This window comes from Mucilaginibacter sabulilitoris, from assembly GCF_034262375.1.
Lineage (GTDB): Bacteria > Bacteroidota > Bacteroidia > Sphingobacteriales > Sphingobacteriaceae > Mucilaginibacter > Mucilaginibacter sabulilitoris.
On the sequence record NZ_CP139558.1, the window covers coordinates 4063546 to 4087132 of the forward strand.

The 23587-nt window shown below is 39.9% G+C and carries 20 protein-coding genes; 4 read left to right on the forward strand and 16 right to left on the reverse strand.

Annotated elements, in window-relative coordinates:
* Positions 1 to 36: 36 nt before the first annotated feature.
* The 6 genes from topA to SNE25_RS17445 form a co-directional block, all read right to left on the reverse strand.
* Positions 37 to 2439 (reverse strand): type I DNA topoisomerase, encoded by a 2403-nt coding sequence (topA, locus tag SNE25_RS17420; RefSeq protein WP_321560270.1) that lies wholly within the window; start codon positions 2437 to 2439, stop codon positions 37 to 39.
* A 191-nt stretch (positions 2440 to 2630) separates the two neighbouring features.
* The gene (mnmA, locus tag SNE25_RS17425; RefSeq protein ID WP_321560271.1) at positions 2631 to 3719 is read right to left on the reverse strand and encodes a tRNA 2-thiouridine(34) synthase MnmA; all 1089 of its coding nucleotides are present in this window, start codon (positions 3717 to 3719) and stop codon (positions 2631 to 2633) included.
* Positions 3720 to 3921: 202 nt separating this feature from the next.
* Complete coding sequence (locus tag SNE25_RS17430) at positions 3922 to 4386, reverse strand: hypothetical protein (RefSeq protein WP_321560272.1); 465 nt, start codon at positions 4384 to 4386, stop codon at positions 3922 to 3924.
* Between the two features lie 31 nt (positions 4387 to 4417).
* Complete coding sequence (locus SNE25_RS17435) at positions 4418 to 4933, reverse strand: DUF4468 domain-containing protein (protein WP_321560273.1); 516 nt, start codon at positions 4931 to 4933, stop codon at positions 4418 to 4420.
* Positions 4934 to 4967: 34 nt separating this feature from the next.
* Positions 4968 to 5513: a hypothetical protein gene (locus SNE25_RS17440; RefSeq protein ID WP_321560274.1), complete on the reverse strand. Its 546-nt coding sequence runs from the start codon at positions 5511 to 5513 to the stop codon at positions 4968 to 4970.
* A gap of 60 nt (positions 5514 to 5573) precedes the next feature.
* Positions 5574 to 5960, reverse strand: a complete 387-nt coding sequence (locus tag SNE25_RS17445; RefSeq protein WP_321560275.1) for a hypothetical protein — start codon at positions 5958 to 5960, stop codon at positions 5574 to 5576.
* A 76-nt stretch (positions 5961 to 6036) separates the two neighbouring features.
* On the opposite strand from SNE25_RS17445, the gene SNE25_RS17450 reads away from it, so the two are divergent.
* Positions 6037 to 6264, forward strand: a complete 228-nt coding sequence (locus tag SNE25_RS17450; protein WP_321560276.1) for a helix-turn-helix domain-containing protein — start codon at positions 6037 to 6039, stop codon at positions 6262 to 6264.
* 331 nt (positions 6265 to 6595) lie between these two features.
* Positions 6596 to 7471, forward strand: coding sequence for an IS982 family transposase (locus SNE25_RS17455; RefSeq protein ID WP_321560277.1), 876 nt, complete (start codon positions 6596 to 6598; stop codon positions 7469 to 7471).
* A gap of 832 nt (positions 7472 to 8303) precedes the next feature.
* On the opposite strand, the gene SNE25_RS17460 is transcribed toward SNE25_RS17455, so the two are convergent.
* Together SNE25_RS17460 and proB are read right to left on the reverse strand one after the other, a co-directional pair.
* The gene (locus SNE25_RS17460; protein WP_321560278.1) at positions 8304 to 9551 is read right to left on the reverse strand and encodes a glutamate-5-semialdehyde dehydrogenase; all 1248 of its coding nucleotides are present in this window, start codon (positions 9549 to 9551) and stop codon (positions 8304 to 8306) included.
* 3 nt (positions 9552 to 9554) lie between these two features.
* Positions 9555 to 10634, reverse strand: coding sequence for a glutamate 5-kinase (proB, locus tag SNE25_RS17465; RefSeq protein WP_321560279.1), 1080 nt, complete (start codon positions 10632 to 10634; stop codon positions 9555 to 9557).
* 605 nt (positions 10635 to 11239) lie between these two features.
* On the opposite strand from proB, the gene SNE25_RS17470 reads away from it, so the two are divergent.
* Entirely contained in the window at positions 11240 to 14200 is a 2961-nt protein-coding gene (locus SNE25_RS17470) for a TonB-dependent receptor (RefSeq protein WP_321560280.1), read from the forward strand.
* A 78-nt stretch (positions 14201 to 14278) separates the two neighbouring features.
* Here SNE25_RS17470 and SNE25_RS17475 read toward each other — a convergent pair whose 3' ends face one another.
* The 8 genes from SNE25_RS17475 to SNE25_RS17510 all read right to left on the reverse strand — a co-directional run bounded on the left by SNE25_RS17475 (position 14279) and on the right by SNE25_RS17510 (position 21626).
* Complete coding sequence (locus tag SNE25_RS17475; protein WP_321560281.1) at positions 14279 to 14905, reverse strand: LysE family translocator; 627 nt, start codon at positions 14903 to 14905, stop codon at positions 14279 to 14281.
* A 95-nt stretch (positions 14906 to 15000) separates the two neighbouring features.
* Complete coding sequence (locus SNE25_RS17480) at positions 15001 to 15711, reverse strand: phosphoadenylyl-sulfate reductase (RefSeq protein ID WP_321560282.1); 711 nt, start codon at positions 15709 to 15711, stop codon at positions 15001 to 15003.
* Between the two features lies 1 nt (position 15712).
* Positions 15713 to 17194: a TSUP family transporter gene (locus SNE25_RS17485; protein WP_321560283.1), complete on the reverse strand. Its 1482-nt coding sequence runs from the start codon at positions 17192 to 17194 to the stop codon at positions 15713 to 15715.
* A 51-nt stretch (positions 17195 to 17245) separates the two neighbouring features.
* Positions 17246 to 19336 carry a nitrite reductase gene (locus tag SNE25_RS17490; RefSeq protein WP_321560284.1) on the reverse strand — a complete coding sequence of 697 codons (2091 nt, stop codon included), beginning with the start codon at positions 19334 to 19336 and terminating at the stop codon, positions 17246 to 17248.
* A gap of 240 nt (positions 19337 to 19576) precedes the next feature.
* Positions 19577 to 20011, reverse strand: coding sequence for an RrF2 family transcriptional regulator (locus SNE25_RS17495; RefSeq protein WP_321560285.1), 435 nt, complete (start codon positions 20009 to 20011; stop codon positions 19577 to 19579).
* Positions 20012 to 20107: 96 nt separating this feature from the next.
* Positions 20108 to 20386: a SelT/SelW/SelH family protein gene (locus tag SNE25_RS17500; RefSeq protein ID WP_321560286.1), complete on the reverse strand. Its 279-nt coding sequence runs from the start codon at positions 20384 to 20386 to the stop codon at positions 20108 to 20110.
* Positions 20387 to 20403: 17 nt separating this feature from the next.
* Positions 20404 to 20799 (reverse strand): VOC family protein, encoded by a 396-nt coding sequence (locus tag SNE25_RS17505; protein ID WP_321560287.1) that lies wholly within the window; start codon positions 20797 to 20799, stop codon positions 20404 to 20406.
* The gene (locus tag SNE25_RS17510; RefSeq protein ID WP_321560288.1) at positions 20796 to 21626 is read right to left on the reverse strand and encodes an MOSC domain-containing protein; all 831 of its coding nucleotides are present in this window, start codon (positions 21624 to 21626) and stop codon (positions 20796 to 20798) included. Before SNE25_RS17510 ends, SNE25_RS17505 begins: the two co-directional genes overlap by 4 nt.
* Positions 21627 to 21870: 244 nt before the next feature.
* On the opposite strand from SNE25_RS17510, the gene SNE25_RS17515 reads away from it, so the two are divergent.
* Positions 21871 to 23580, forward strand: a complete 1710-nt coding sequence (locus SNE25_RS17515; RefSeq protein WP_321560289.1) for a GMC family oxidoreductase — start codon at positions 21871 to 21873, stop codon at positions 23578 to 23580.
* Positions 23581 to 23587 lie beyond the last annotated feature (7 nt).

The window sequence follows — 23587 nt, forward strand, 5'->3', positions numbered from 1 at the left end:
TTTGAATTTAGAGTTAAACTCAGCACCCTCACTAATTTATTTTTTCTTGGGCGCTGCCTTTTTCTTGGCCGGAGCTTTTTTTGCTGCTGGTTTTGCAGCCGCGGCTACTTTAGCTTTACCAAACCGTCCTTTTTTTGCATCCTTGGGCATTGCATCGGCCAAGGCTTTACATTCCTCATAAGTAAGAGTCAATGGATCCCTGTCCTTAGGAATTTTAACGTTCAGCTTGCCAAACTCAATATACGCGCCCCAACGTCCGTTTAATATTTTCACATCCGGATCTTCATCAAAAGCCTTGATAAGCTTCTCGGCATCTTTTTTTCGTTTGGCATTAATTAACTCTATTGCCTGTTCTTCAGTAACGTCTAACGGGTCAATTTCTTTTGGTAAAGAAACAAAGGCACTGTTATGGCTTATATATGGCCCGAAACGACCGATAGCCACTTTCATTATCTTGCCTTCATATTCGCCAACAACTTTTGGCAGCTTAAATAATTCAAGCGCTTCGTCAAGGGTGATGGTTTCTATACTTTGACCATTTCTTAAGCTTGCATACAAAGGTTTTTCCTCTTTATTTTCGTCGGTAGCGCTTTCACCTACCTGTACAAACGGGCCATAGCGACCAATACGTACAGATACTTTTTTACCGCTTTCGGGATGGACACCTAATTCGCGTTCGCCGGTAGCTTTGTCGGCGGTTTCAATGGTGCTTTGTACTTCTTTGTGAAAAGGGTTGTAAAAGTCGTGAAGCATCGCTGTCCACTCCTTAAGCCCCTGTGCTATTTCGTCAAATTGTTTTTCAACGCTGGCGGTAAAGTTAAAATCAACAATATCATTAAAATATTGTACCAGGAAGTCGTTCACTACAGCGCCAATATCGGTAGGGAATAGCTTACCTCGTTCGGCTCCTGTGTTCTCTGTTCTGGTTTCTTTAACTATCGCTTCACCTTTTAAGGTTAATACCCTAAAGTTGCGTGTTTTACCTTCGCGCTCTTCTTTAACCACATATCCACGGTTTTGGATGGTTGATATGGTAGGGGCGTAGGTTGACGGACGGCCTATGCCCAGTTCTTCCAGTTTTTTAACCAGACTTGCCTCAGTATAGCGCGCCGGCGGACGAGAGAAGCGTTCGGTAGCCGACATTTCCTGAAGGGCCAGGCGCTGACCGCGGGTTAACGGTGGTAACATGGCGTTTTCTCCGTCTTGCTGGGTATCTTCCTCGTCATCTTCCGATTCAAGGTAAACTTTCAGGAAACCGTCAAACTTCATTACTTCGCCATTGGCAATTAATTCTTCTTTACGGCTTGATATACTGATTTTTGCAGTGGTTTTCTCAAACTGGGCTTCACTCATTTGCGAAGCGATGGCACGTTTCCAGATCAGTTCATATAAGCGTTTTTCGGCCGAATCTCCATCAATAGTATGGTTATTGAAATAAGTAGGCCTTATGGCTTCGTGTGCTTCCTGCGCGCTGGCGTTCTTGGTTTTATATTTACGGTGATGGTGGTATTTTTCGCCATAGGCAGATACGATCTCCTGCTGGGCAGCATTTAACGCGGTTTCAGACAAATTAACTGAATCTGTACGCATATAGGTTATATAACCCGATTCGTAAAGCCTTTGGGCAACCTGCATGGTACGTGCTACAGAATAGCCCAGTTTTCTGCTGGCTTCCTGTTGCAGGGTGGAGGTTGTAAACGGAGCCGCAGGCGAACGTTTGGCTGGTTTTGTTTCTAATGAACGTACATCAAAATCGGCACCAAGGCAATCATTTAAGAATTTTTCAGCATCTTCCTGTTGAGCAAAACGCTCGGGCAGTTCGGCTTTAAATGCTTCTTTGCCTTTACCAAATATGGCTACAATTTTAAAAGCAGCTTCTGATTTAAATTTGTTAATATCTCTTTCGCGGTCAACAATTAACCTTACGGCTACTGATTGTACACGCCCGGCAGAAAGCGATGGTTTAACCTTTTTCCATAAAACAGGAGAGAGCTCAAAGCCTACAAGCCTATCGAGCACCCGGCGTGCTTGCTGGGCATTTACCAGGTTATAATCAATTTTACGCGGGGTATCAATGGCTCGTAAAATGGCTGGTTTTGTTATTTCATGGAAAACAATACGTTTAGTAGTTGCGTCCTTTAAACCCAATGTTTCAAATAAATGCCAGGATATAGCTTCTCCCTCACGGTCCTCGTCCGATGCGAGCCAAACCATTTCGGCTTCTTTAGCTAATTTCTTTAACTCGCTCACCACCTGTTTTTTGTCAGATGGTACTTCGTATTTTTGAGTGAAGTTATTAGCTATGTCAATCGCATCTTCAGACTTTACCAGGTCACGAATATGGCCATAACTTGACTTTACTGTAAAGTCTTTACCAAGATATCCTTCGATAGTTTTGGCTTTCGCCGGTGATTCAACAATGAGTAGGTTTTTGGCCATTTAAGCAGTTATTTTTTTGCAAATAAAACATAAAGAAAGGGAAACGCAAGAAGAAAATTGAAATGATGTAAAGTTGAAATACTCCAAACTTGTTTTAGAGGAGGGGAAATGTTGAAAATATATAAAGCCTAAAAGCTACTTACAGGCAATAAAAAAAGATTGCAACATTTTAGTATTACACCAAGCGATATCTACATCAGGAAACCGCCGCCCAGCAGGTCATTGCCTTCATAAAAAACAGCAGACTGTCCGGGCGCGATGCCTGATACGGTATGATGAAAATCAACTTTCATATGTTCGCCCATTTGTACTATGGTGCTTTGTGTGCCGGCATCTTTATACCGTATTTTGGTAATAGCCTCTAAAGGTTCGTTTATAGCAGCATATTTAACCAGGTTAAGGTTTTTAACCCAGGCTTGCTTGCGTTCCAGCTCATCGGCGGTACCTAATACAACAGTATTGGTTTGCGGATCAATGGCGGTAACAAACATGGGCTGACCTAATGCTATACCCAAACCTTTACGCTGACCAATGGTATAAAACGGATATCCCTGGTGTTTACCTACAATGGTGCCGTTTGTGAGAACGAAATTACCTGCGCCGATCCGTTCATCCAGATCTTCAACTTTGTGCCTTAAAAAGGCTCTGTAGTCGTTATCGGGTACAAAGCATATTTCATAGCTTTCGCTTTTGCCCGCGAGCTCAACCTGGCCCATATCCATGGCCATTTGCCTGATCTCAGGTTTAGAGAAACTGCCTAAAGGGAATTTAGTACGTGCTAAATTTTGTTGCGAAACACCCCAAAGCACGTATGACTGGTCTTTATTTTCATCTTTGCCTTTTGATATTACATAGCGGCCATTATCCTGCAAACGGATGTTGGCGTAATGACCGGTAGCAATAAATTCACAATCGAGTTTGTCGGCACGTTTTAAAAGAGCGTCCCATTTAATATGGGTATTGCATAAAACACATGGGTTAGGGGTACGGCCGGCAAGGTACTCATCAACGAAGTTATCAATCACAAAATCGCCAAACTCACTCCTGATGTCCAGGATATAATGCGGGAAGCCATAACCTACCGCCAGCGCGCGCGCATCATTGATACTGTCAAGACTGCAGCAGCCGGTTTCTTTTGAACTACCACCAGATGATGCATAGTCCCAGGTTTTCATAGTAAGCCCAATAACTTCATAACCCTGCTCATGCAGCATTACTGCTGCTACCGAACTATCAACACCACCGCTCATTGCCACTAAGATCCTGCCATGCTTACTCATAATGCTGCAAAGATACCTTTTTGATTTTTATGTTGATACATTGTAAGGTCAACAGAGGGTAAAATGAATATCCGGTAGTAAATATTAACCCGTTGGCGGAATTAATTGGCCGGCCAAATGCCTTTTATTCAGCTATTAACCAAATATAGGGCCGAAAGGAAAAATTGCAAGTTTAAAAACTCTGATGCTTTCGATAGTAAGGTCAATGCTTTATATTACAAAAGCAATCATGAGGATGGGGACAAAACCAAACAAATATATACCATGTAAGAACAAGTAATCCCACAATTCCTGCAAACCATGTACCTCGAACAATAAAGTTCTCGTTTCGTTGTGATCGTTTTAAAGTTCGGTCAGAAATCTCATCTACCGCTTTTTTTCTTTCATTTTGTATTTTATAGCCTCCAGTTTCCATAAAATATCTACCATCAAACGTTGCCATAAATTCATCAACAATCTGTCGATTGTATTCATTTACACCGTATGTTACAGATTCTTTAAGTAAATAGCCATCTTTTTCAAGTTTTAGAACTATTTCATTAAATTCTTTTGTCTCATAATTCGGAAACGAATTGCGAAATTCTTCATAACCTATACGTGTATTATTAATGGAAATGAGAGCAGTTAAAACCTGATCTAATTTTTCAAAGGGTGATAATGTACTCATGAGAGATTATTGATTGGTCTTCTTGTGTAAACTACCAATCATTTTTAGTAGTTGTTTGTACAAAAGCCTTGTTAATTGATGCTGTCAAATTGTATATTTCCTCATTACATTTTTTTTGTAATGCTGCATATTGTCTTTTAATAATGCCTTTTGCACCCCAAGGAGTTTTTAAGACTTCACCATTTTTAATTATACCATAACCAGAATGTTCAAAAACTCCTATGTCATATTTTATTTTTCCGTTTTTGAAATAAAGCTTTATGGTGTAATCAATATATTCAACTTTAGTTCCTGCGAGTAGGGCAGTTGTTGCTTTGCCTATAATAGTTCCTGCTTCTTTGTCTTGAACTTGGATAACTGATTTTGAATTTTTGTAAGTATTACCGAACCATTCAAGTCCAGTTGAGTATAATTGATCTTTGGTTCGAGTACTATCCAATTTGATGATGTTAGTAGTATCGATAGCAGTGCCTGACACTTCTATTGATTGTGCTTTTGTATGTATGGAGAAAAAAATTACAAAGCTAAAAAGGAATAGGTATTTCATTTTACTTATTTAATTTAAATGAACAAGAGTTGTATTAAACACCAATTCTTATTACCAAATAATCTTCATGTTGATTTAACATATCGTTATGATCTTTTAAAACCCTTACTGGGAATTTCTTTGTATCAACTTTTCTTGCTACTTCTTTTTTATCAATTGCGTTAACAGCACTTGTCTCTAAATTTTCGTTGAATGTTAACGAAATGTCCGGAACGATGTCGTTAAACGCATAGGTAACAACATTCAAATCCACAATTTTATTTCTACTAATGTGAGTACCATAAAGTTCTTTATAATAAGAATTTGTTAACTTATTATAATTTAGTTTTGGCGGAGTAACACTACTCATTATGAATTGCTTACATAGTTCCAAGTTTATTTTATGAGATAAAATATTTGCGTCTTTTCTCGTTTTCGCCAGTAGAAAAACTGGAAATAAATATTCATTATCAGAATCTGTAGCCAGAAAATGATACTCAACGTAATATTCGTCCATTACAAAGTTTTTATTATAGTAATAAACTAAGATATTTAAAATTTTGCTAAACCAAGATTTTATATTATTAAGTAGTTTTTTCATACTTAATAATATAATACACAATTACTTAGAAATGAATCCTGTTAATCTATTTATAATGATTTAAATAGCCTTTGAATATGCTGATATATCATTGTTTATTGCTGATTCATCGTAGATAGTTAATCCTCTGCCATCTGCTCCCAATATTCCCTTTCTACTCATTGAATAATACATCCTTCCGAAATTTAAAGCCTGCGCAAAATCCTTTCTTTTTAAGGCATTAAGGTAATTGCCCAATGCTTTCAGCAATAAGAAATATCTGAAGTATAAGTAACCATAAATTGCTAAACAAGCTATTATTGAGAATATTATATAACTTGGTATTTGTTCTTCTGTGACCTTAAAGAACTTAAAACCACCGATTGCAGCAAGTATTAATATTGGTAGAAATGCGTAGCGTACAAAATTAAATGTAGCTCTTAATGCGCTTAATTTATTTTCTAACATTGTTTTAGTTTAAGTTCTGCAATTATATAGCATTTATGCTATATTTCAAAATATTAGTATATGCAGTTTTGTTGTGATGGCAAAAACTCATATAGTTGAACCTATAGCGATTGAATTATTGGCTAAGAATGTACGAAAGTATAGGGTGAAAGCTAATATCAGCCAGACTACGTTGGCCAACTTGGTGGGTGTGAGTTATAGTCAAATTGCCAGAATAGAATTAGCAGAAATCAATACATCAGTAAGCATGATATATTTGATAGCTGTTGCATTAGAAATAGAACCAAGCAAGCTATTGGAATAATCTCTGGTAGAAGTCAATGTCTTAATCCCCATACAACTTATGGGAGATATTGTCCTATTTTATGGTTCAATTTATTTAAAATCCCAAATCCATACTACAGGTTAATAAATTTAACTAAATATATAGTTTTCAAGCTTGGTATAATACTGGCAATAGATGCAACTTTTTAAATGAAGTTGCTATGATTTATGCCCATACCTTATTACAAATCAGTATCCTAATCAAGAAAGCTATTCCCAATATAATAGCATTGATGCAATTGTTTGTCGCCTAAAATTCATTTACAAGTAGTCGAACTTCAGTGCACAATATCAAAACTACTTTTGATAAAATGATTGATGCTCTAAAAGAAATTTTAGGTGAGCAACCTTCTTTGCTCAAAACCAGAGTCCGGCCCGGCCCAAAAATAAAGTTTACTGATATAGATATTATAGCCCTTAGTTTAACCGCAGACCATTTGGCATTGAATAGCGAAAATTATCTGTTTGCAGCTCTAAACTCTGATTATAAAGAATGCTTCCCCAATTTATTAAGCAGAAGACAATATCATGACAGGCGTAAAAATCTAAAAAAGGAAATTATTTATCTCCAAGGCATAATAAATCGTAAAATGGAAAAACCACGTAAAAGTCAAGATATTTATGTCATTGACTCTATGCCGTTAAAGATATGTAAAATGGCCAGAATGTTTCGTAGTACGATTTGCAAGGATGACAGTAGTTTAATTCCTAAAGAATCTCAGTGTTGGGCTCAGGATGAATCGTATTATGGTTTTAAGTTAAACGTGGTATGTACAGGAGAAGGGGTTATAAAGAAGTTTAAAGTTGATGACTCAACAAGACATGATATTCATTATTTAGACGAAATTGGTGACGATTTTAAGGGGTGTCGAATTGTAGGGGATAAAGGTTATATAAGTAAGGGTAGAAAGCAAGAATTATTAGATACCTACAATATCCATTTAGAAACTCCATTTAGGAAAAATCAAAAGAATCCAAAGCCATTTATTTATGGCAAAGTAAGAAAAAGAATAGAAACACTCTTTTCTCAGCTAAATATTCAATTTGATATTCAACGAAATTTTGCAAAGACGACAAAAGGATATCTCACACGACTTTACTCAAAGTTATGTACCATAACTTTACTTCAGTACATCAACAAAAGCAAAGGAAAGCCGATAGGGCAGGTGCAGTATGCTTTGATCTAACTTCATGCCGGGCAATTAAAAATAGCTGCCCGGCCCATTTCATTCCAAGACAATATCAGGCCGGGCACAATGCCAAATTTCAAGTATTAATCAAGAAAAATAACAATTAATGATTAGCTAAAGTATTGATTTATAATCTCAAAAAAAGGAGGTTGCTTAAAGTGAAATTAATTCCGCCAACGGGTAAATATTATTATTAACTAATGGTTAATTGTTTCTTATTGTCAGATATTTATAGATATTATATGAAGTGTTTGTGTGGGATATGTGCTCATAGATTATAATTCCCTGTTATGGATTTTTTAAAAAATATTTGATTAGGTAAACTAATAAAGGAGTCTGAACAGTCTTTTTTACGCCGGGGAATTCATTCCTAAATACTCCTGAATATTTTTTATATAAAAGCTATTTTTAAAAAGGTGCAAAAAAAATGCAGCCAAATGAGCCTAAAACGATAGAAGCGACCGTTTTTATCGGTAATGAGCCTTACGTAGATTTCAAAGTTAAAAGCTTTTTTTTGCTATTATTTTAAAGAATAAATATGCAACTGACTATTGTAAAAAACATGTTAGTTTTTTGTTAAAAAAAATGCAAAAGTGTGTTGAACTATTGCAGCATCCGCTCCACGAATTAAATTTGCTTATATCCTAATTGATTTAAAAATGATTGGCCATTTGACACTTGAACAGAAACTGCAAGGAGTGATTTTAGTGATTATTTGCTTTGTTGCTATCGCGAACTATCTGATTTAATAATAGCGAAACCGAACAGTGAGAAAATTTAAGGTGCTTTTTTAAGCACCTTTTTTTTGTGATTATATGTTAATTTAATGTTATGGATTGCGGGTTTGTCCGTTACCTCTAACTATCCATTTATAACTTGTTAATTCGTCAAGACCCATCGGCCCCCGGGCGTGTAACTTTTGTGTGCTGATGCCAATTTCGGCCCCTAAACCAAACTGGGCACCATCTGTAAAGGCAGTTGATACATTGGCGTACACAGCCGCCGCATCTACATCATTTAAAAATGTTGCTATATGATCAGCATTTTCGGATATGATAGCCTCACTGTGTTTGGATCCATTTACCGCTATATGCTCAAGGGCCTGCGTAAAACTATCCACCGTTTTAATGGCCATTTTCATTGACAAAAATTCGGTACCAAAATGTTCCGGATCGGCTTTGTGCACGAGCCCTTCGGTGTAATTACCTTTCAAAACGGCATAAGCGGCTTCATCGGCAAAAAGCTCAACCTGTTTTTCTTTTAAAATATGGGTGAGCCGCGGCAGGTCATTAACGCGGTCCGAATGTATAATTAAACAGTCAAGAGCATTACATACGCTTACCCTACGGGTTTTAGCATTTGCAATAATTTCCGCGCCTTTCTCCAGATCGCCCGATTCATCAAAGTAAGTATGAACAATACCTGCACCGGTTTCAATTACCGGCACTTTGCTGTTATCACGTACAAAATCTATGAGCGACTGGCTCCCGCGGGGTATCAAAACATCTACCTTACCAATAGCATTTAACAATGCCGCGGTGGCTTCGCGCTCTGCGGGCAGCAGGGTTACCACATTAGTATCCAAACCGTGTGCAAGTAATACTTTATGAATAACAGCTATGATGGCTCTGTTTGAAAAATCGGCATCGCTGCCACCTTTTAAAATGCTGATGTTGCCGGTTTTGAAACACAGGGCAAATACATCAAATGTTACGTTAGGGCGTGCTTCGTAAATAACTCCAACTACACCTAATGGCACGCTGACCTTAGTAATTGATAAACCGTTGGGCATATGTGTTTCGGATAACTGTTTGCCTAAAGGACTATCTAACAGAGCCACATTGATCATATCGCCTGCAATAGCTTCAATTCTTGCGGCGGTAAGTTTCAGCCGGTCATATTTGGGATCGGCCGGATCCATACGATCAAGATCCTTTTGGTTTTCGGCCAGCAGATGGTCGGTTTGAGCTATGGCTTCGGCAGCCACATCCCTTAACACCTGGTTTATAAGTGCAGGAGCAAGCGTTGGCTTTCTGCCGGCTATAAGCGCGTCCTGAAAATAGTTATCGTAATTCATATATTAACCCTGTAAATAAAGATAATCATAATGCACTAAAGGCTTTTGATTTTTCACCCCAATTCTTTCCCTGGCTTTATCGGCTCCGTATTCGGCAATGCCTAAGCCAACAGATTTGTTTTTTTCGTCTATCAGCTTAATAATATCGCCTTTTTTAAAATCGGTTATTACCTTGATAATACCTATCGGCAGTAAACTGGTAGCTTTATTTGATATTAATGCAGCTTTGGCGCCATCGTTAACCTGTACAATGCCGGTTGCCGACTTTTCAGAATGTGCTATCCACTTCTTTTTGCCCGATGCTATTTTATTAGGAACAAACCGGGTATGAATAACCTTATTTTCCAATACATCGGTTAAAATATTGTCGCGGGTTCCGTTGGCAATATGAACAGCTATACCTAATTGTGCCGTTTTTTGCGACATGGTTGATTTGGTGATCATGCCACCACGGCCAAACTGCGAACGGCCCGAAGAAACAAATGTGGCAAAGTCAACAACTGACCCGCTAACTTCTTCAATTACTGCAGAACCGGGGGCTTTTGGGTCGCCATTATAAATGCCATCAACATTGGTTAAAACAATAAGGGCCTGCGCATTCAGCATAGAAGCAATAAGACCTGCAAGCTCATCATTGTCGGTAAACATCAGTTCGGTCACCGATACCACGTCATTTTCATTAACAACCGGGATTACCTGGTGTTGTAATAGTAGTTCCAGGCAGTTTTTCATGTTCAGGTAATGCATCCTGTCCCTGAAATCTTCTTTGGTAACCAATACCTGCGAACAAAGTATATCAAAACGTTCAAAAAGATGGGAGTACGTATTGATGAGTTTAACCTGACCTATAGAAGCCAATAATTGTCTTGCGGCTATGGCATCATATTTTTCAGAAATGCTGATCAGGCTTCTGCCAGAGGCTACCGCGCCAGAGGAAACCAGTATTACTTCCTTTCCTTGTTTCTTTATCGCGGCTATTTGTCCAACTAAATGTTCTATCCTTTCCAAATCGGGGAGCCCGTTTTCCTGGGTAAAAACATTTGAGCCAATTTTGATAATGATACGCTGATAATTGAAAGCCATTCCTGATTACGTTGATATGCAAATATTGATAAAAATGATCGATATAAATTGATTATTAAGTCAAAAAAATCAAAAATGATACAGAAAAAGTTTAAATTGATATAAAATTACTTTTTTATGTGGTTTTTGGTTTGTTTTTGAGTGATTTATGTATTGTGAGTATTTAATTTGATATCTTTTTGATCTGTTTCTGTTTAAAATTGGTTTTATCTGCATGGTTTTTAATGAAAAATGCTTGATTTTGACTTTTCAATAAACTAAGTTACTGATATATAGATGTAACAAATTTAGGGTTATCAATCACAATAGGAGAGACCAGAGCGAATTTGGCAGTTTGAAATAAAACGCGTTGCGACACAAAAATTCATAACCAAACCCAAGAGTGATTATTAAAAACTAAAAAAAGAAGAAAAAAATTTGGAAATAGTAAAATTTTCCTATTTTTGTCGACTAATTCTATAGATTATGTATTATTACTGCAAGAATAAAACTATTCATACACCCCAAATGCAGCAGTTTGTCATGTGTTGTTGCTGATTGCGTTAGCCCTGCATCTATCAAACACATTAATCAACGTTATTTAAAAACCACCACCTCCTTACTTCATGAAAATTTTTACAAATTCACTAAAGGTCATAGTGCTTTTACTTACCCTTATACCTGCCGTAAGCTATGCTCAGCTTAATGGCTCCTATATTTTAAGCGGAAAGGTGAATGACGACCATGGGCAGCCCTTAGTAGGAACTACGGTTACCATTAAGGGTACTACCAATAAAGCCGCAACAGACAGCACCGGTAAATTTTCGTTAACAACCAGTGCCAAATTACCTTATACACTGGTTTTTACCGCGGTTGGCTTTCAGTCGCAGGAGTTTTATATTAAAAATGCCAACAGTGCTTTAAATATTCAGTTAACTACGCAGTCGTTATTGATAAATGAGGTAGTCGTTACCGCATCGCGCAAGGAAGAGAAATTGATGCGCTCACCCGTAGCTATCGAAAAATTGAGTATCAACGCCCTTAAACAATCGCCTGGCCCAAGTTTTTACGATGCACTTGAAAATGTAAAAGGCGTACAAATGACCACCACCAGTATTACGCTCAAAGTACCTAACACCCGCGGATTCAACAGTCCCAACAACTTCAGGTTTATGCAGTTGGTTGATGGGGTAGATATGCAGTCGGCTACGCTTGGTGTACCATTGGGTAACGCCATTGGCCCAACCGAGCTGGATATTGCCAGTATTGAAATTACCCCGGGCGCTGCGGCAGCGTTATATGGCACAAATGCTATTAACGGTTTATCAAACCTGTTTACCAAAGATCCGTTTAAATACCAGGGTTTAAGTTTTTATCACCGCCAGGGTTTAAACCATGTTGGTAACGATGCTTTGGGCGCAAGTTCACTTACTGAAGACGCTTTACGTTTTGCCAAGGCATTTAATGATAAGTTTGCCTTTAAAGTTAACTTTAGCTATCTGCAGGGTACCGACTGGCAATCAAATACCATAAAAGACCAAAACCCGCAGAACCTGAAAACGGCCAATCCGGCTTATCCGGAATTAAGCGGCGCAAGCAATGCGGCTTACGATGGGTGGAACAAATACGGTGATGATGCCCTTGCCGGAAGTAATACGGTAGTTGTAAAGGGTATAGTAGTGGATGGTGTTGCAAGGCCAAACCTTACTGTAGCCCGTACCGGTTATAATGAGATTGATCTGGTTGATCCGAAGGTATCTAACTTAAAAGTAGATGGAACCCTGGCGTATAAAATAACTCCTAATACTGTATTGTCATATACTTATCGTTATGGCAGGATGGATGGCGTTTTTCAACGTGGTAACAAAATTTCGCTTGACGGTGCTACCGTACAAAACCATAAAGTGGAGTTAAAAGGGAAAGACTTTCTGGTTAGGGCTTATGAGTCGATTGAAAATACAGGAAATTCATTTAACGTTAAACCGCTGGCAGATAACCTCGACCTGAATCACGCCAGTAACTCGGCATGGGGTACAATATTTAAAAACGCGCTTACAGCTTATGGTAATGCCAATGGAGGTTTAACTTCGGCAAACCTCGCCGCTGCAGAACAGGCCGCCCGTAAGGCCGCTGATGCAGGCAGAGTTGAGCCAGGCACTCCTGAGTTTAACGCGTTACGGAAAACTATTATAGGAATTAATAACTGGGATATTAAATCGAGCCTGATACCTGATGCCCCTGCTACCGGTGGTGCTGCTTTAGTTCAAAAAAGCCACATGTTTAATGCCGAAGCTCAATGGGACCTAAGCAGTAAAGTAAAAGTTGTTGACCTGCTGGCAGGTGGTGATGTGCGTGTTTATTCGATCATTCCGGATGGTAATAACTTTGTTGACTTTAGCCGTCCTATTGCAGATAGGAACACCCCGTTAACCGATGGCTCTTTTGGCAAAAATGTGATCTATAAAAAATACGGCGCTTTTACCCAGGTTACCAAAACTTTTTTTGATAACAAGCTGAAATTATTTGGTTCTATCAGGTGGGATTATAATCCTTATTTCGATCCTAAATTTACCCCTCGTTTGGCTGCTGTTTACACTGTTAATGAAAATCACAACTTCAGGTTTACTTTCCAAAATGGTTACCGTTTCCCATCATTGTTCGAGGCTTTATCTTATGTGAATAATGGTCGTGTAAAACGTGTGGGAAGCCTGCCGTTTATTAACGACGGACTTGGGTATTTAGGTAACAGCTATACACAATCGTCGGTAACTGCCTTTAACGCCGCTGTAAACGCTGCTCCGGGTAGCGCAAGCGGTACAGATGCTACCGCGCTCGCCAACAGAAACCTGTTAAAAGTGGCCGACCTGCCACCTGCAAGGCCTGAGCAAATTACCTCATACGAAATTGGGTATAAAGGCATCGTGGCCAATAACAAGGTATTTATTGATATAGATGCGTATACCAACCGATATGACGGCTTTTTAGGCCAGGTTCAGGTATTTGTACCCAATGGCGCTACCGTTGGCTCAGATGCAGCCGTACTATCTATGCTTGACATTAACCGCGACCCAACTACAGGCAGTGCAACAAATGCGCCCAGCCAGGGCCAGAGCAGGTACCGCGTGTACACCAACGCCAAAAATATTTATCATAACTATGGCTCATCTGCAGGTTTAACCTATAATTTTTATAAAAGGTACACCATATCGGGCAATGTGAGCTTTAACAAATTAAAAGCTCAAACAGCTTCAGATATTTTTGTAACCGGCTTTAATACACCAGAATGGTCAGGTAACGTGTCTTTCGGTAATCGTGAGGTAGCTAAAAACCTTGGCTTCAACATCGTATACAAATGGCAGGAATCGTTCTTATGGGAAAGCCCGCTCGTGACAGGTACCGTACCTGCCATAGGCACTTTAGATGCGCAGGTTACTTATCGCGTGCCGGTATACTATGCTACCTTTAAATTGGGCGCGAGCAACATATTCAACAAACGCTATATCCAGTATGCCGGTGGGCCAACAATTGGTGGCTTATATTACGTATCGGTTACACTTGATGGTTTGCTAAGCAAACAACAGCAATAGTACTTTTTAATACGTTTTATATAGTTTTTTTAAGGTGGATGGGCAGAAATGTTCATCCATTTTTTTGTATAATAAGATTTATCTTTTTGTAAAAGCGATCTTAACCCCCATCAGAATAAAGGTAACTGCAGAAAACTTATTTAACCAATTGCCCATTTCAGGGTTTAATTTTAGTTTAACAGAAAGAGATCCTGCAAAAAAGGTTAATACCATAAACCATAATAAACCGATGAACGCATAAGTAATCCCCAGAAAGATAAAGGGGATTGCGCTATGGATATATGCCGGATGTATAAACTGAGGAAAAAACGCCAGAAAAAAAATGGCAACCTTAGGGTTTAATGTATTGGTAAAAACGGCGGATATAAAAGTGTTCTTTGCAGAAGATGGTTCATCCGGTTCAGATGAGGCTAATAAATTCTGTTTGGTAAACAACTTGCTAATGCCCATGTAAATGAGATAGGCCGCTCCTAAATATTTAATAATACTAAACGCCATGGCCGATTGCGCTAAAATAAGCGACAGCCCGAAAGCGGCCAGGGTAGTATGCACCAATACTCCTGTACTAATCCCCAGCGTTGCATATATGCCAGATTTTCTGCCTTGTGTAATTGATTTGTTCAGGATGAACATGGTATCAATCCCCGGAGAAATTATAAACACGAAAGAGGCAACCATAAATGCCGGAAAATTAATAATGCTCATACTCCGCAAATTTAATTATCTGTTTTGGTTTGGAAATAAAAAAAGCCGGAGATCAATTGATCAGCCGGCTTAGGTGTATAATTAAAAAAGCACCTTTAATGTTGTTTTACCTCATGTAATCCGCATTCTTTTTTTGATTGATCTTCCCACCACCAGCGACCGGCCCGGAAATCCTCACCTTCGGCTACGGCACGGGTACAGGGGGCACATCCTATGCTTGGGAAGCCTTTATCGTGAAGTGAATTATAAGGAATATTATATTGTTTGATGTAAGCCTTCACATCGTCTAACGTCCAGTTAAAAATAGGGTGGAACTTTACCAGTTCGTTCTGCTCGTCCCATTCCACGTTTTCCATATCATGGCGGTTAGCCGACTGATCGGCACGGATGCCGGTTACCCACAGCTTATTGCCTTTGAGCGCTCTTTTTAGAGGCTCAATTTTACGAATGCCACAGCACTCCTTACGGTTTTCAACAGACTCGTAAAAGCTGTTCGGGCCCTTTTTGTTTACCATTTCCGCCACCAGGTCCTGGTTAGGGAAATAGGCGTATATAGGCTGTTTGTACCTGTCCATAGTGCTTGACCATACAGAATATGTTTCACGGAAAAGTCTGCCGGTTTCTAATGTAAAAACCTTAATAGGTATGTTGTTGGCAAATATCATGTGGCTTATAGCCTGATCTTCCCAGCCAAAGCTGGTGGAGAATACGATCTCTCCCGGAAAAAGCTCCGCCAACTGCCTGAGCGCATCCACAGGCTCAAGTCCGGCAGTTATATTTTTTATTTGTTTGATAACGTCGCTCATGTTATAAAACTTTTGAAACAAAAGTAAAAATTGATTTCAGGCTTACCAGTATAACAATTATACCTACCGAAACCATGATTGTTTTTGTTGATATCTTATTAGAAATACGGGCTGCTATAGGTGCCGCCAGCGCACTGCCCAGTATAAGGCCTGCTACTGCCTGCCAATGATCGCTGCTTACCATGGTGATGAAGGTTAAAGAACCCATCATCGCGATAAAGAACCTCGACAACTTCACCGTACCCAGTGAAAAACGGGGACTACGGCCGCCGGCTATCAATGTTGATAATACAATAGAACCCCAGCCACCACCGCCAACAGCATCAATAAAACCGCCGCCTAAACCAAGCAACGAAATGCGTTTTACCTTATCAGCTGATTTTTTGCGCTTAACGTTAAAGGCCTTTGATAGTATAACCATACCTAATATCAAAGTATATAAAGAAACCACAGGTTTGGTGTACTGACTATAGTGCTCTAATGAGGATAGCAGGTAGGCACCGGTAACCGCGCCTATAATGCCGGGGATAACCAATAATTTAAATAATTTCCAGTTAATGTTACCCATGCGGTAATGCATCCAACCGGCAATGCCACAGCTCATTATCTCCGATAGGTGAACCCCCATACTGGCAGATGCCGGCGGAATACCCATAGACAGTGAAAATGTAGTAGAAGTAACACCATATGACATGCCAATAGCCCCATCTATCATCGCGAACACAAACCCGGCGCCTAAAAAGTAATAAAATATAGGATCGATGCCGGTTACAAAATCTTTAAATACGGGTTCCTTTAAATAAAGCGTTGTTACTACAATAGCTATGGATATAATAATAGTTGACCATATCAACCAGATGAAATTTTTATTAACCTTTGCCTTGGGCTCAACTAATATGGAGGTTACGCTATTTAATTTTTTAACCTTATAGGCAAAATCGCCGGTCAGGGTATTCCTGAGTTCGCTCATTTGCTGTAGGCTGATGTCAAGCTCATCGGGCAGGCTCTCATTCAAAACCTCTTTTAAACGCTTGGCTATAGTTGGCGATTTTCCATTGGTTGAAATGGCCAGTTTAAGGTCGCCCTTTTGTACTATCGAAGCCAGGTAAAAATCGCAAAGCTCGGGTTTGTCTGCTACGTTAATGAGTAATTTACGATCATGTGCCGATTGACGGATGTAATTATTCAGGTCGCTGTCATTAGTAGCGGCTATTACCACTTCTGCAGTATGAAGGTCCTCATCAGCAAATGATTTTTGAATAATATTTACCCCTTCATGCTGTGCTGCAAGAGCGTGTACTTCGGGCAAAAATTCACGCGAAATAACTGTTACCCTTGCCTGGTTACTGTTATTTAAAATAGCGGTTAGTTTTTCTAAACCAACGTTGCCGCCACCAACCAGTACGGTATGCAAGTCATTCAGCTTTAAAAAAACTGGAAACAATTGATTGCCACCGGTTTCCTCGTTCTGAATCTTAGTCAAGCTGCTATCCTTTGGCAATAATGTCATACTCTTTTTTATTTAGCGGGATCATTATTGTACCAACGCTTCTCTTTTAGCCTTGCTTTTTTCTAAAAATTCGGTAGCCTGCGCTAAATATGTTTGAGCAAATTCAGCTGATGGCTCGTGCTGATTGATCTGTAATATCAGGTCGTTAAAGCTGCTTGGTAGATCAAATTCGCCATTGCTTACATAGTTATTATCGAACTCACGTACAACGCCTATTTGTGTGCTGGCATTTATGCTTTTATCTAACAATAATGCTTTTGCAGAACTTAAAAATACATTGTAAGCATGGTAAATGGCATCTGACCATGCACCTGCTTCAAATGATTGATTTGCCCAGCCCAATTTTTCTTCCGACTCGTAAAGCAGGGTGGCTACAAGGTCAATGATCACACCGGCGCACTCACCAACGCCTATAGCGCTTACATAGGTTTCCTGGTGGCCCCAGTCAACAAATTCATCCTCGGTAAGGGTGGTTAAATCGGCAAGAGGTTTTAATAGCCTGTAAAAATAATCTTTACCCTGCCTGTCATAGTAGGCATGGAAAGTTTCACCTTCTTCAGACAATGCTTTGAAATCATCAAGCACAGCCCTTAAAACATCGGTAGCTCTTTTTGATGGAACCTTGATCACGCGTTCAGCAGCACGGCCAACACCATCACCAACAGTACCGCCGCCTAGCATAACTTGTACAGAGGGAAGTACCCTTGTACCGGCTTTAAGCGAGCTCCCGTGGAAACCGATATGCGCTATACCATGCTGACCGCATGAATTCATACAGCCACTTATTTTTATCTTGATATCGCGGTTATAAATAAAATCTTCGTATTCATTATAAATCAGGTCTTCCAGTACCCGCGCCATCGTCATACTGTTTGATATGCCCAGGTTACAGGTATCAGTGCCGGGACAGGTGGTAACATCAGCTACGCTGTCAAACCCCGGAGCCGCGAGTTCAAGTTTTGCCAGGCCTTCGTATAAAGCAGGTAAAGCTTCTTTACGGGCAAATTTTAAAAGCAAACCCTGGTTTTGGGTAATCCTTATTTCGTCGGCTACTAAAGGCTCTAAAACTTTTACCAGTTCGCGGGCAGTAGCGGTTGATATATCACCAACAGGTACTTTAATGTACACACCAAAATATCCTTCTTGCTTTTGCTCAAACACGTTGGTAGCAAGCCATTGCTCATATCTGAATGGATTGCTGATATTTATTTCCGGATAAGCAGTCTGCTCAGGAATGGCAGGCAGAGCAATTGTATCGCGGTTAATAGGGTATGTTTTAACTTTGATGGCCTTTCTTTCAACCTCAGCCAAACGTAAAACCTCCTCCAATCCAATTTTCTGGATAAGGTATTTTAAACGGGCTTTGTTACGGTTGGTACGTTCGCCATAGCGGTCAAACACCCTGATTATAGTTTCGATGTATGGTATCAGCTTGTCTTCCGGTAAAAATTCTTCAACCAGGTTCGCTAAAAATGGCTGTGCGCCCAAACCTCCGCCTAAATATACCTTAAATCCCCGTTCACCATTACTGTTTATTTTAGGGATGAGGCCAATATCGTGGATATATGCAAAAGCAGTATCGGCATCGCTTGATGAGAATGATATCTTGAATTTACGGCCCATTTCCTGACAGATTGGGTTGCGTAAAAAGTATTCAAAAGCGGCATGGGCGTAAGGTGATACGTCAAACGGTTCCTGAGGATCAATACCCGCGGTAGGAGAGGCAGTTACGTTTCTTACTGTATTTCCACACGCTTCGCGAATGGTTATATCATCTTCCTGTAGTTTGGCCCAAAGCTCAGGGGTACGCTCAAGGCTTACGTAATGGATCTGTATATCCTGACGGGTAGTCAGGTGCAGGTTGCTGCTTCCGTATTCGTCAGAGATATCGGCAATGCGCAGCAATTGTTTAAAAGTAACCTTTCCAAATGGCAATTTAATGCGCACCATTTGCACACCGGGTTGTCTTTGCCCGTAAATTCCCCTGGCCAGGCGCAGGCTTCTGAATTTCTCGTCATGTATTTTGCCTTCGCGAAAAGCCCTGATCTTTTCTTCAAGCGCAATGATATCTTTCTCAACTACCGGATTCTCCAGTTCCGTTCTGAAGCTTTGCATATATTATGTTATTATAGTTTAATCAATTATAAAAAAAGCCTCTTTGGCTTAGGCTAAAGAGGCGTATATGGTTAATACAAAAATTACAGCCTTGCCTTATTATGTTTTAACAGGTAACACATGATGTTTTTGTACGCTATATATTTACTGTAAAGGCCATTCAATTACCAAATATATACATAGTATAGGGAAATGGTAGAATTTAATTTAAAAAAGTTTGGTTTTGACAGTTAAATGAGATTACGGATGTATGAGTGATTGCTCTCTGGTGATGATATCAGCTATGCTGGTTTCGCTTAATATTTTTAACGTAGCATCCCGTACGTCTACAAAAACATCTCTGATGCCGCAGGTGGTTTCCTGGTGGCATTCATCACACTTATGATAAAAATTAAGACTTGCGCAGGGTACCATGGCAATAGGGCCGTCGGTAATACGCATAATACTTACTAAATAAATATCTTTTGGGTCGCGGTTAAGGCTGTAGCCACCTCCCGCGCCTTTCTTACTATAAAGAAAGCCTGCGTTGCGCAGGTCTAACAATATTTGCTCAAGAAATTTTTTGGGGATACGTTCGGCCTCGGCGATCTTTGAGATCTGCATAGGTGGCTGATCCATATTTTTGCCCAGGATCACCAGTGCCTTAATAGCGTATTTTGTTTTTTTGGATAGCATTTTCTAAAATAAAACTAACAAAGGTAAACAAGAATTTTTGTTAATTATAAATAAAAATATCGAGTAATACTATAGGATACAAGTATACTATCATATTTATCTGCTATCGGAGTGCCCTAAGCTTTTGCCGGGGTTAACATGGTCGCGCACTATTTGCTTCAACTCCTTAATTTCGGGAAAGCGCCCTTGTTCCTTACGATCAAATAGTACTGTGCTATCAACGCTAATGGTGTATTTGCCGCTTGTTTCGGAGGGGTGGAGGGTTACACCATAAATATCATCAGTAAAGGTTGTGAGCAGTTCCTGGGCCATGTACGCTGCCCGCATCATCCAGTTGCATTTTGGGCAATATTCAATGGTGATAGTTGGTTTCATTTTTAAGTGTTTATTTATTACCCTTTAATGGGTTGTATCAGATCCCATAAATTGCCATATAGATCTTCAAATACAGCTACTGTGCCATACTCTTCGGTCAATGGCTGCCTTACAAAATTGATATCAAGTTCAAGCATGTTATGATAATCCCGCCAAAAATCATCTGTATATAAAAACAAAAATACACGTTTGCCAGATTGGTTACCGATGGCTTGCGTTTGTTCATCATTAGCTGCTTTTGCCAGTAAAATTTGGCATTGCGATTGTTCGTCGGGAGCAATTAATACCCATCTTTTGGTTTCACTTAAAATGCTGTCTTCAATTAATATAAAACCAAGTTTTTGAGTGTAAAATTCAATGGCCTCATCATAATCCTTAACCAACAGGGTAATGTGAGCGATATATTTTTTCATTGTTGAGATACTATAAAACGATCCTCTTCGTGGGTGGTTAATGTGGTAATCGTATCTCCAACAGCAATTATACCGGTGCCTTCATGAATCAGGTTTTGCCCGAACATGATCTTTTTGTTTTTTAAACGGTATGAAGCTAATGTTTTTAAAGGCTCTTTTGCCTTTACCCCGGTTTGCTGGTTTATGGTGGTGAGCACACAACGGGCGCAGAGCTTTGCACCAAAAAAATCAATACCGGCTATTTGAATATGATCCATCAGGTCCTCTTCATACGGCTGTCCGCCTGTAAAAACAATATTTGGCCTGAACCTGTCCATTGGTAAAGGTTCGGCAAGGCGATTGTTTAAATCATTAAGTGATGCCTGTCCGATCATCATAAAAGGATAAGCGTCAGAAAACGAAGTGATCATCCCTTCCCGGGCATATCTCTGATCCACCTCACGATGAGTATCATCGGGCATATAAACAAGCCGGCATTTTAGCTGGAGGGCTTCGCTAAACCAGTTATCCATCTCATGGCTAACAAATACACCTTTGCAGGTATCATCCCATATAGCCACTTCCTGTTTGATTTGATTGTTTAATTTAAAGGGGATTTTTATTGGATCTTTTAGTGGACAGGTGACCAGTAAACCATCATTTTCAAGATGTACCTTTAACAAAGCCATTTGCGGGAACTCTCTTTGAGTTAGAAAACTGTTGTGTTCATCAACCAGCATCCAGCGCCTGTCGTATTTAAAACCACGATCGGTAACCTCTGCCCGGGCGAGGGATATGCCACCTAACGATTTTATGGGGTAAATATTTAATTCACTTATGGTAAGCATCAGCAATAACAGGTAAGGTATAAAAGTATGAAATTTGGAACTGTTTTGAATAAGAGGAAATCCCAATAAGCAGCAACGATATATTTTTTGACATTATGCTTAACAAAACTATTTTACTGGCCTTTTCACAATCGATTGTATTTTTTACACTACTTCATTGCTTTAGTTGATTTTAATTAATAATATTGTTTTATCCAATTTCAAAACCAACACAAGAATTAACGTATAAATAATTTGTGAAATTATGCCATTAAACAATGTAAGCGGCAAAGCTAAGGCCGATAACACCTATGATGCGATAGTTATCGGATCTGGTATAAGCGGGGGCTGGGCTGCTAAAGAATTAACCGAAAAGGGCCTGAAAACAATTATGCTTGAACGCGGACGAAATTTTGAGCATATAAAAGATTATAAAACTGCCAGTAAAAATCCATGGGATTTTGAACACCGGGGCAGCGTAACACAGGAACAGCGCCATGTTCGTCCGGTAATTTCACGTAATTGGGGCGCTACAGAACCAATAATGGATTACTGGGTAAACGAACAGGAAGCCCCATATACGGAAATTAAGCCATTTAACTGGTGGCGCTCTTATCAATTAGGCGGCCGTTCTATTTTGTGGGGCAGGCAAAGTTATCGCTGGAGCGATCATGATTTTGAAGCAAATGCAAAAGATGGCTGGGCAATTGATTGGCCAATACGTTATAAAGATATTGCTCCCTGGTATGATCATGTAGAGAAATTTATAGGAGTAAGTGGTTCACTGGAGGGTTTAGAGCAACTACCCGATGGGCATTACCTGCCGCCAATGGATATGAACTGTGTGGAAAAAGATGTGGCAGAGCGGATTAAAAAGAGCTACAACGGTTCAAGGCACATGATCATTGGTCGCTCGGCCAACCTTACTGCTGCCATACCGGGCCGTACAAAATGCCAGTTCAGGAACAGGTGCTGGGAGGGATGCCCTTTTGGCGGATATTTTAGTACGCAATCATCGACCTTACCGGCTGCTTTGGCTACAGGTAACCTTACCGTAAGGCCATACTCTATAGTTACCAAAATACTATACGACAAGGACACTAAAAAAGCAACCGGTGTTGAAGTGCTTGATGCGGAGACCAATAAAACGTATGAGTACTATGCCAAAATTGTGTTTGTAAATGCATCTGCCTTAAATAGTGCGTGGGTGCTCATGAACTCTGCCACAGACGTTTGGCCGGGCGGACTGGGCAGCAGCAGTGGCGAGCTTGGACATAATATAATGGATCATCACTACAACCTGGGAGCATCCGGTTCTGTAGATGGGTTCGAGGATAAATACTATTACGGCCGTCGTGCAAACGGTATTTATGTGGTACGTTTTGCCAATTTATTTGGCGATAAGCGGGATTATTTACGTGGCTTTGGTTACCAGGGCGCGGCAAGCCGCACCGGCTGGAGCAGGGAAATTGCAGAACTAAACATTGGCGCGCAATATAAAGATGCTATAACCGAGCCTGGAGAATGGCAAATTGGTATTGGAGGCTTTGGTGAATTGCTGCCTTATCATGAAAATAAAATAACCCTTGATAAAACCCGCAAGGATAAATGGGGTCTGCCGGTTTTGGCTATGGACGCCGAAATTAAAGACAACGAAAAGAAAATGCGTATCGATATCATTAAAGAAGCCCAGGCTATGCTGGAAAGTGCCGGTGTGAAAAATGTAAAAACACACGACCGAGGGCATAACGTAGGGGATGGCATACATGAAATGGGTACAGCCAGAATGGGTCTTGATCCAAAAACCTCAGTTTTAAATAAGCATAATCAGGTATGGGATGCCAAAAATGTATTTTGTACGGATGGCGCTGCCATGACCTCATCGGCGTGCCAAAACCCATCATTAACTTATATGGCATTAACCGCGCGGGCCGTTGATTTTGCCGTGGGTGAATTGAAAAAGGGAAACATTTAATTATCAG

Excerpts from the sequence above, each read along its gene's own strand:
- topA (WP_321560270.1), bottom strand. The coding sequence starts at position 2,439 with ATGGCCAAAAACCTACTCATTGTTGAATCACCGGCGAAAGCCAAAACT.
- mnmA (WP_321560271.1), bottom strand. The coding sequence starts at position 3,719 with ATGAGTAAGCATGGCAGGATCTTAGTGGCAATGAGCGGTGGTGTTGAT.
- SNE25_RS17430 (WP_321560272.1), bottom strand. The coding sequence starts at position 4,386 with ATGAGTACATTATCACCCTTTGAAAAATTAGATCAGGTTTTAACTGCT.
- SNE25_RS17435 (WP_321560273.1), bottom strand. The coding sequence starts at position 4,933 with ATGAAATACCTATTCCTTTTTAGCTTTGTAATTTTTTTCTCCATACAT.
- SNE25_RS17440 (WP_321560274.1), bottom strand. The coding sequence starts at position 5,513 with ATGAAAAAACTACTTAATAATATAAAATCTTGGTTTAGCAAAATTTTA.
- SNE25_RS17445 (WP_321560275.1), bottom strand. The coding sequence starts at position 5,960 with ATGTTAGAAAATAAATTAAGCGCATTAAGAGCTACATTTAATTTTGTA.
- SNE25_RS17450 (WP_321560276.1), top strand. The coding sequence starts at position 6,037 with ATGGCAAAAACTCATATAGTTGAACCTATAGCGATTGAATTATTGGCT.
- SNE25_RS17455 (WP_321560277.1), top strand. The coding sequence starts at position 6,596 with ATGATTGATGCTCTAAAAGAAATTTTAGGTGAGCAACCTTCTTTGCTC.
- SNE25_RS17460 (WP_321560278.1), bottom strand. The coding sequence starts at position 9,551 with ATGAATTACGATAACTATTTTCAGGACGCGCTTATAGCCGGCAGAAAG.
- proB (WP_321560279.1), bottom strand. The coding sequence starts at position 10,634 with ATGGCTTTCAATTATCAGCGTATCATTATCAAAATTGGCTCAAATGTT.
- SNE25_RS17470 (WP_321560280.1), top strand. The coding sequence starts at position 11,240 with ATGAAAATTTTTACAAATTCACTAAAGGTCATAGTGCTTTTACTTACC.
- SNE25_RS17475 (WP_321560281.1), bottom strand. The coding sequence starts at position 14,905 with ATGAGCATTATTAATTTTCCGGCATTTATGGTTGCCTCTTTCGTGTTT.
- SNE25_RS17480 (WP_321560282.1), bottom strand. The coding sequence starts at position 15,711 with ATGAGCGACGTTATCAAACAAATAAAAAATATAACTGCCGGACTTGAG.
- SNE25_RS17490 (WP_321560284.1), bottom strand. The coding sequence starts at position 19,336 with ATGCAAAGCTTCAGAACGGAACTGGAGAATCCGGTAGTTGAGAAAGAT.
- SNE25_RS17495 (WP_321560285.1), bottom strand. The coding sequence starts at position 20,011 with ATGCTATCCAAAAAAACAAAATACGCTATTAAGGCACTGGTGATCCTG.
- SNE25_RS17500 (WP_321560286.1), bottom strand. The coding sequence starts at position 20,386 with ATGAAACCAACTATCACCATTGAATATTGCCCAAAATGCAACTGGATG.
- SNE25_RS17505 (WP_321560287.1), bottom strand. The coding sequence starts at position 20,799 with ATGAAAAAATATATCGCTCACATTACCCTGTTGGTTAAGGATTATGAT.
- SNE25_RS17510 (WP_321560288.1), bottom strand. The coding sequence starts at position 21,626 with ATGCTTACCATAAGTGAATTAAATATTTACCCCATAAAATCGTTAGGT.
- SNE25_RS17515 (WP_321560289.1), top strand. The coding sequence starts at position 21,871 with ATGCCATTAAACAATGTAAGCGGCAAAGCTAAGGCCGATAACACCTAT.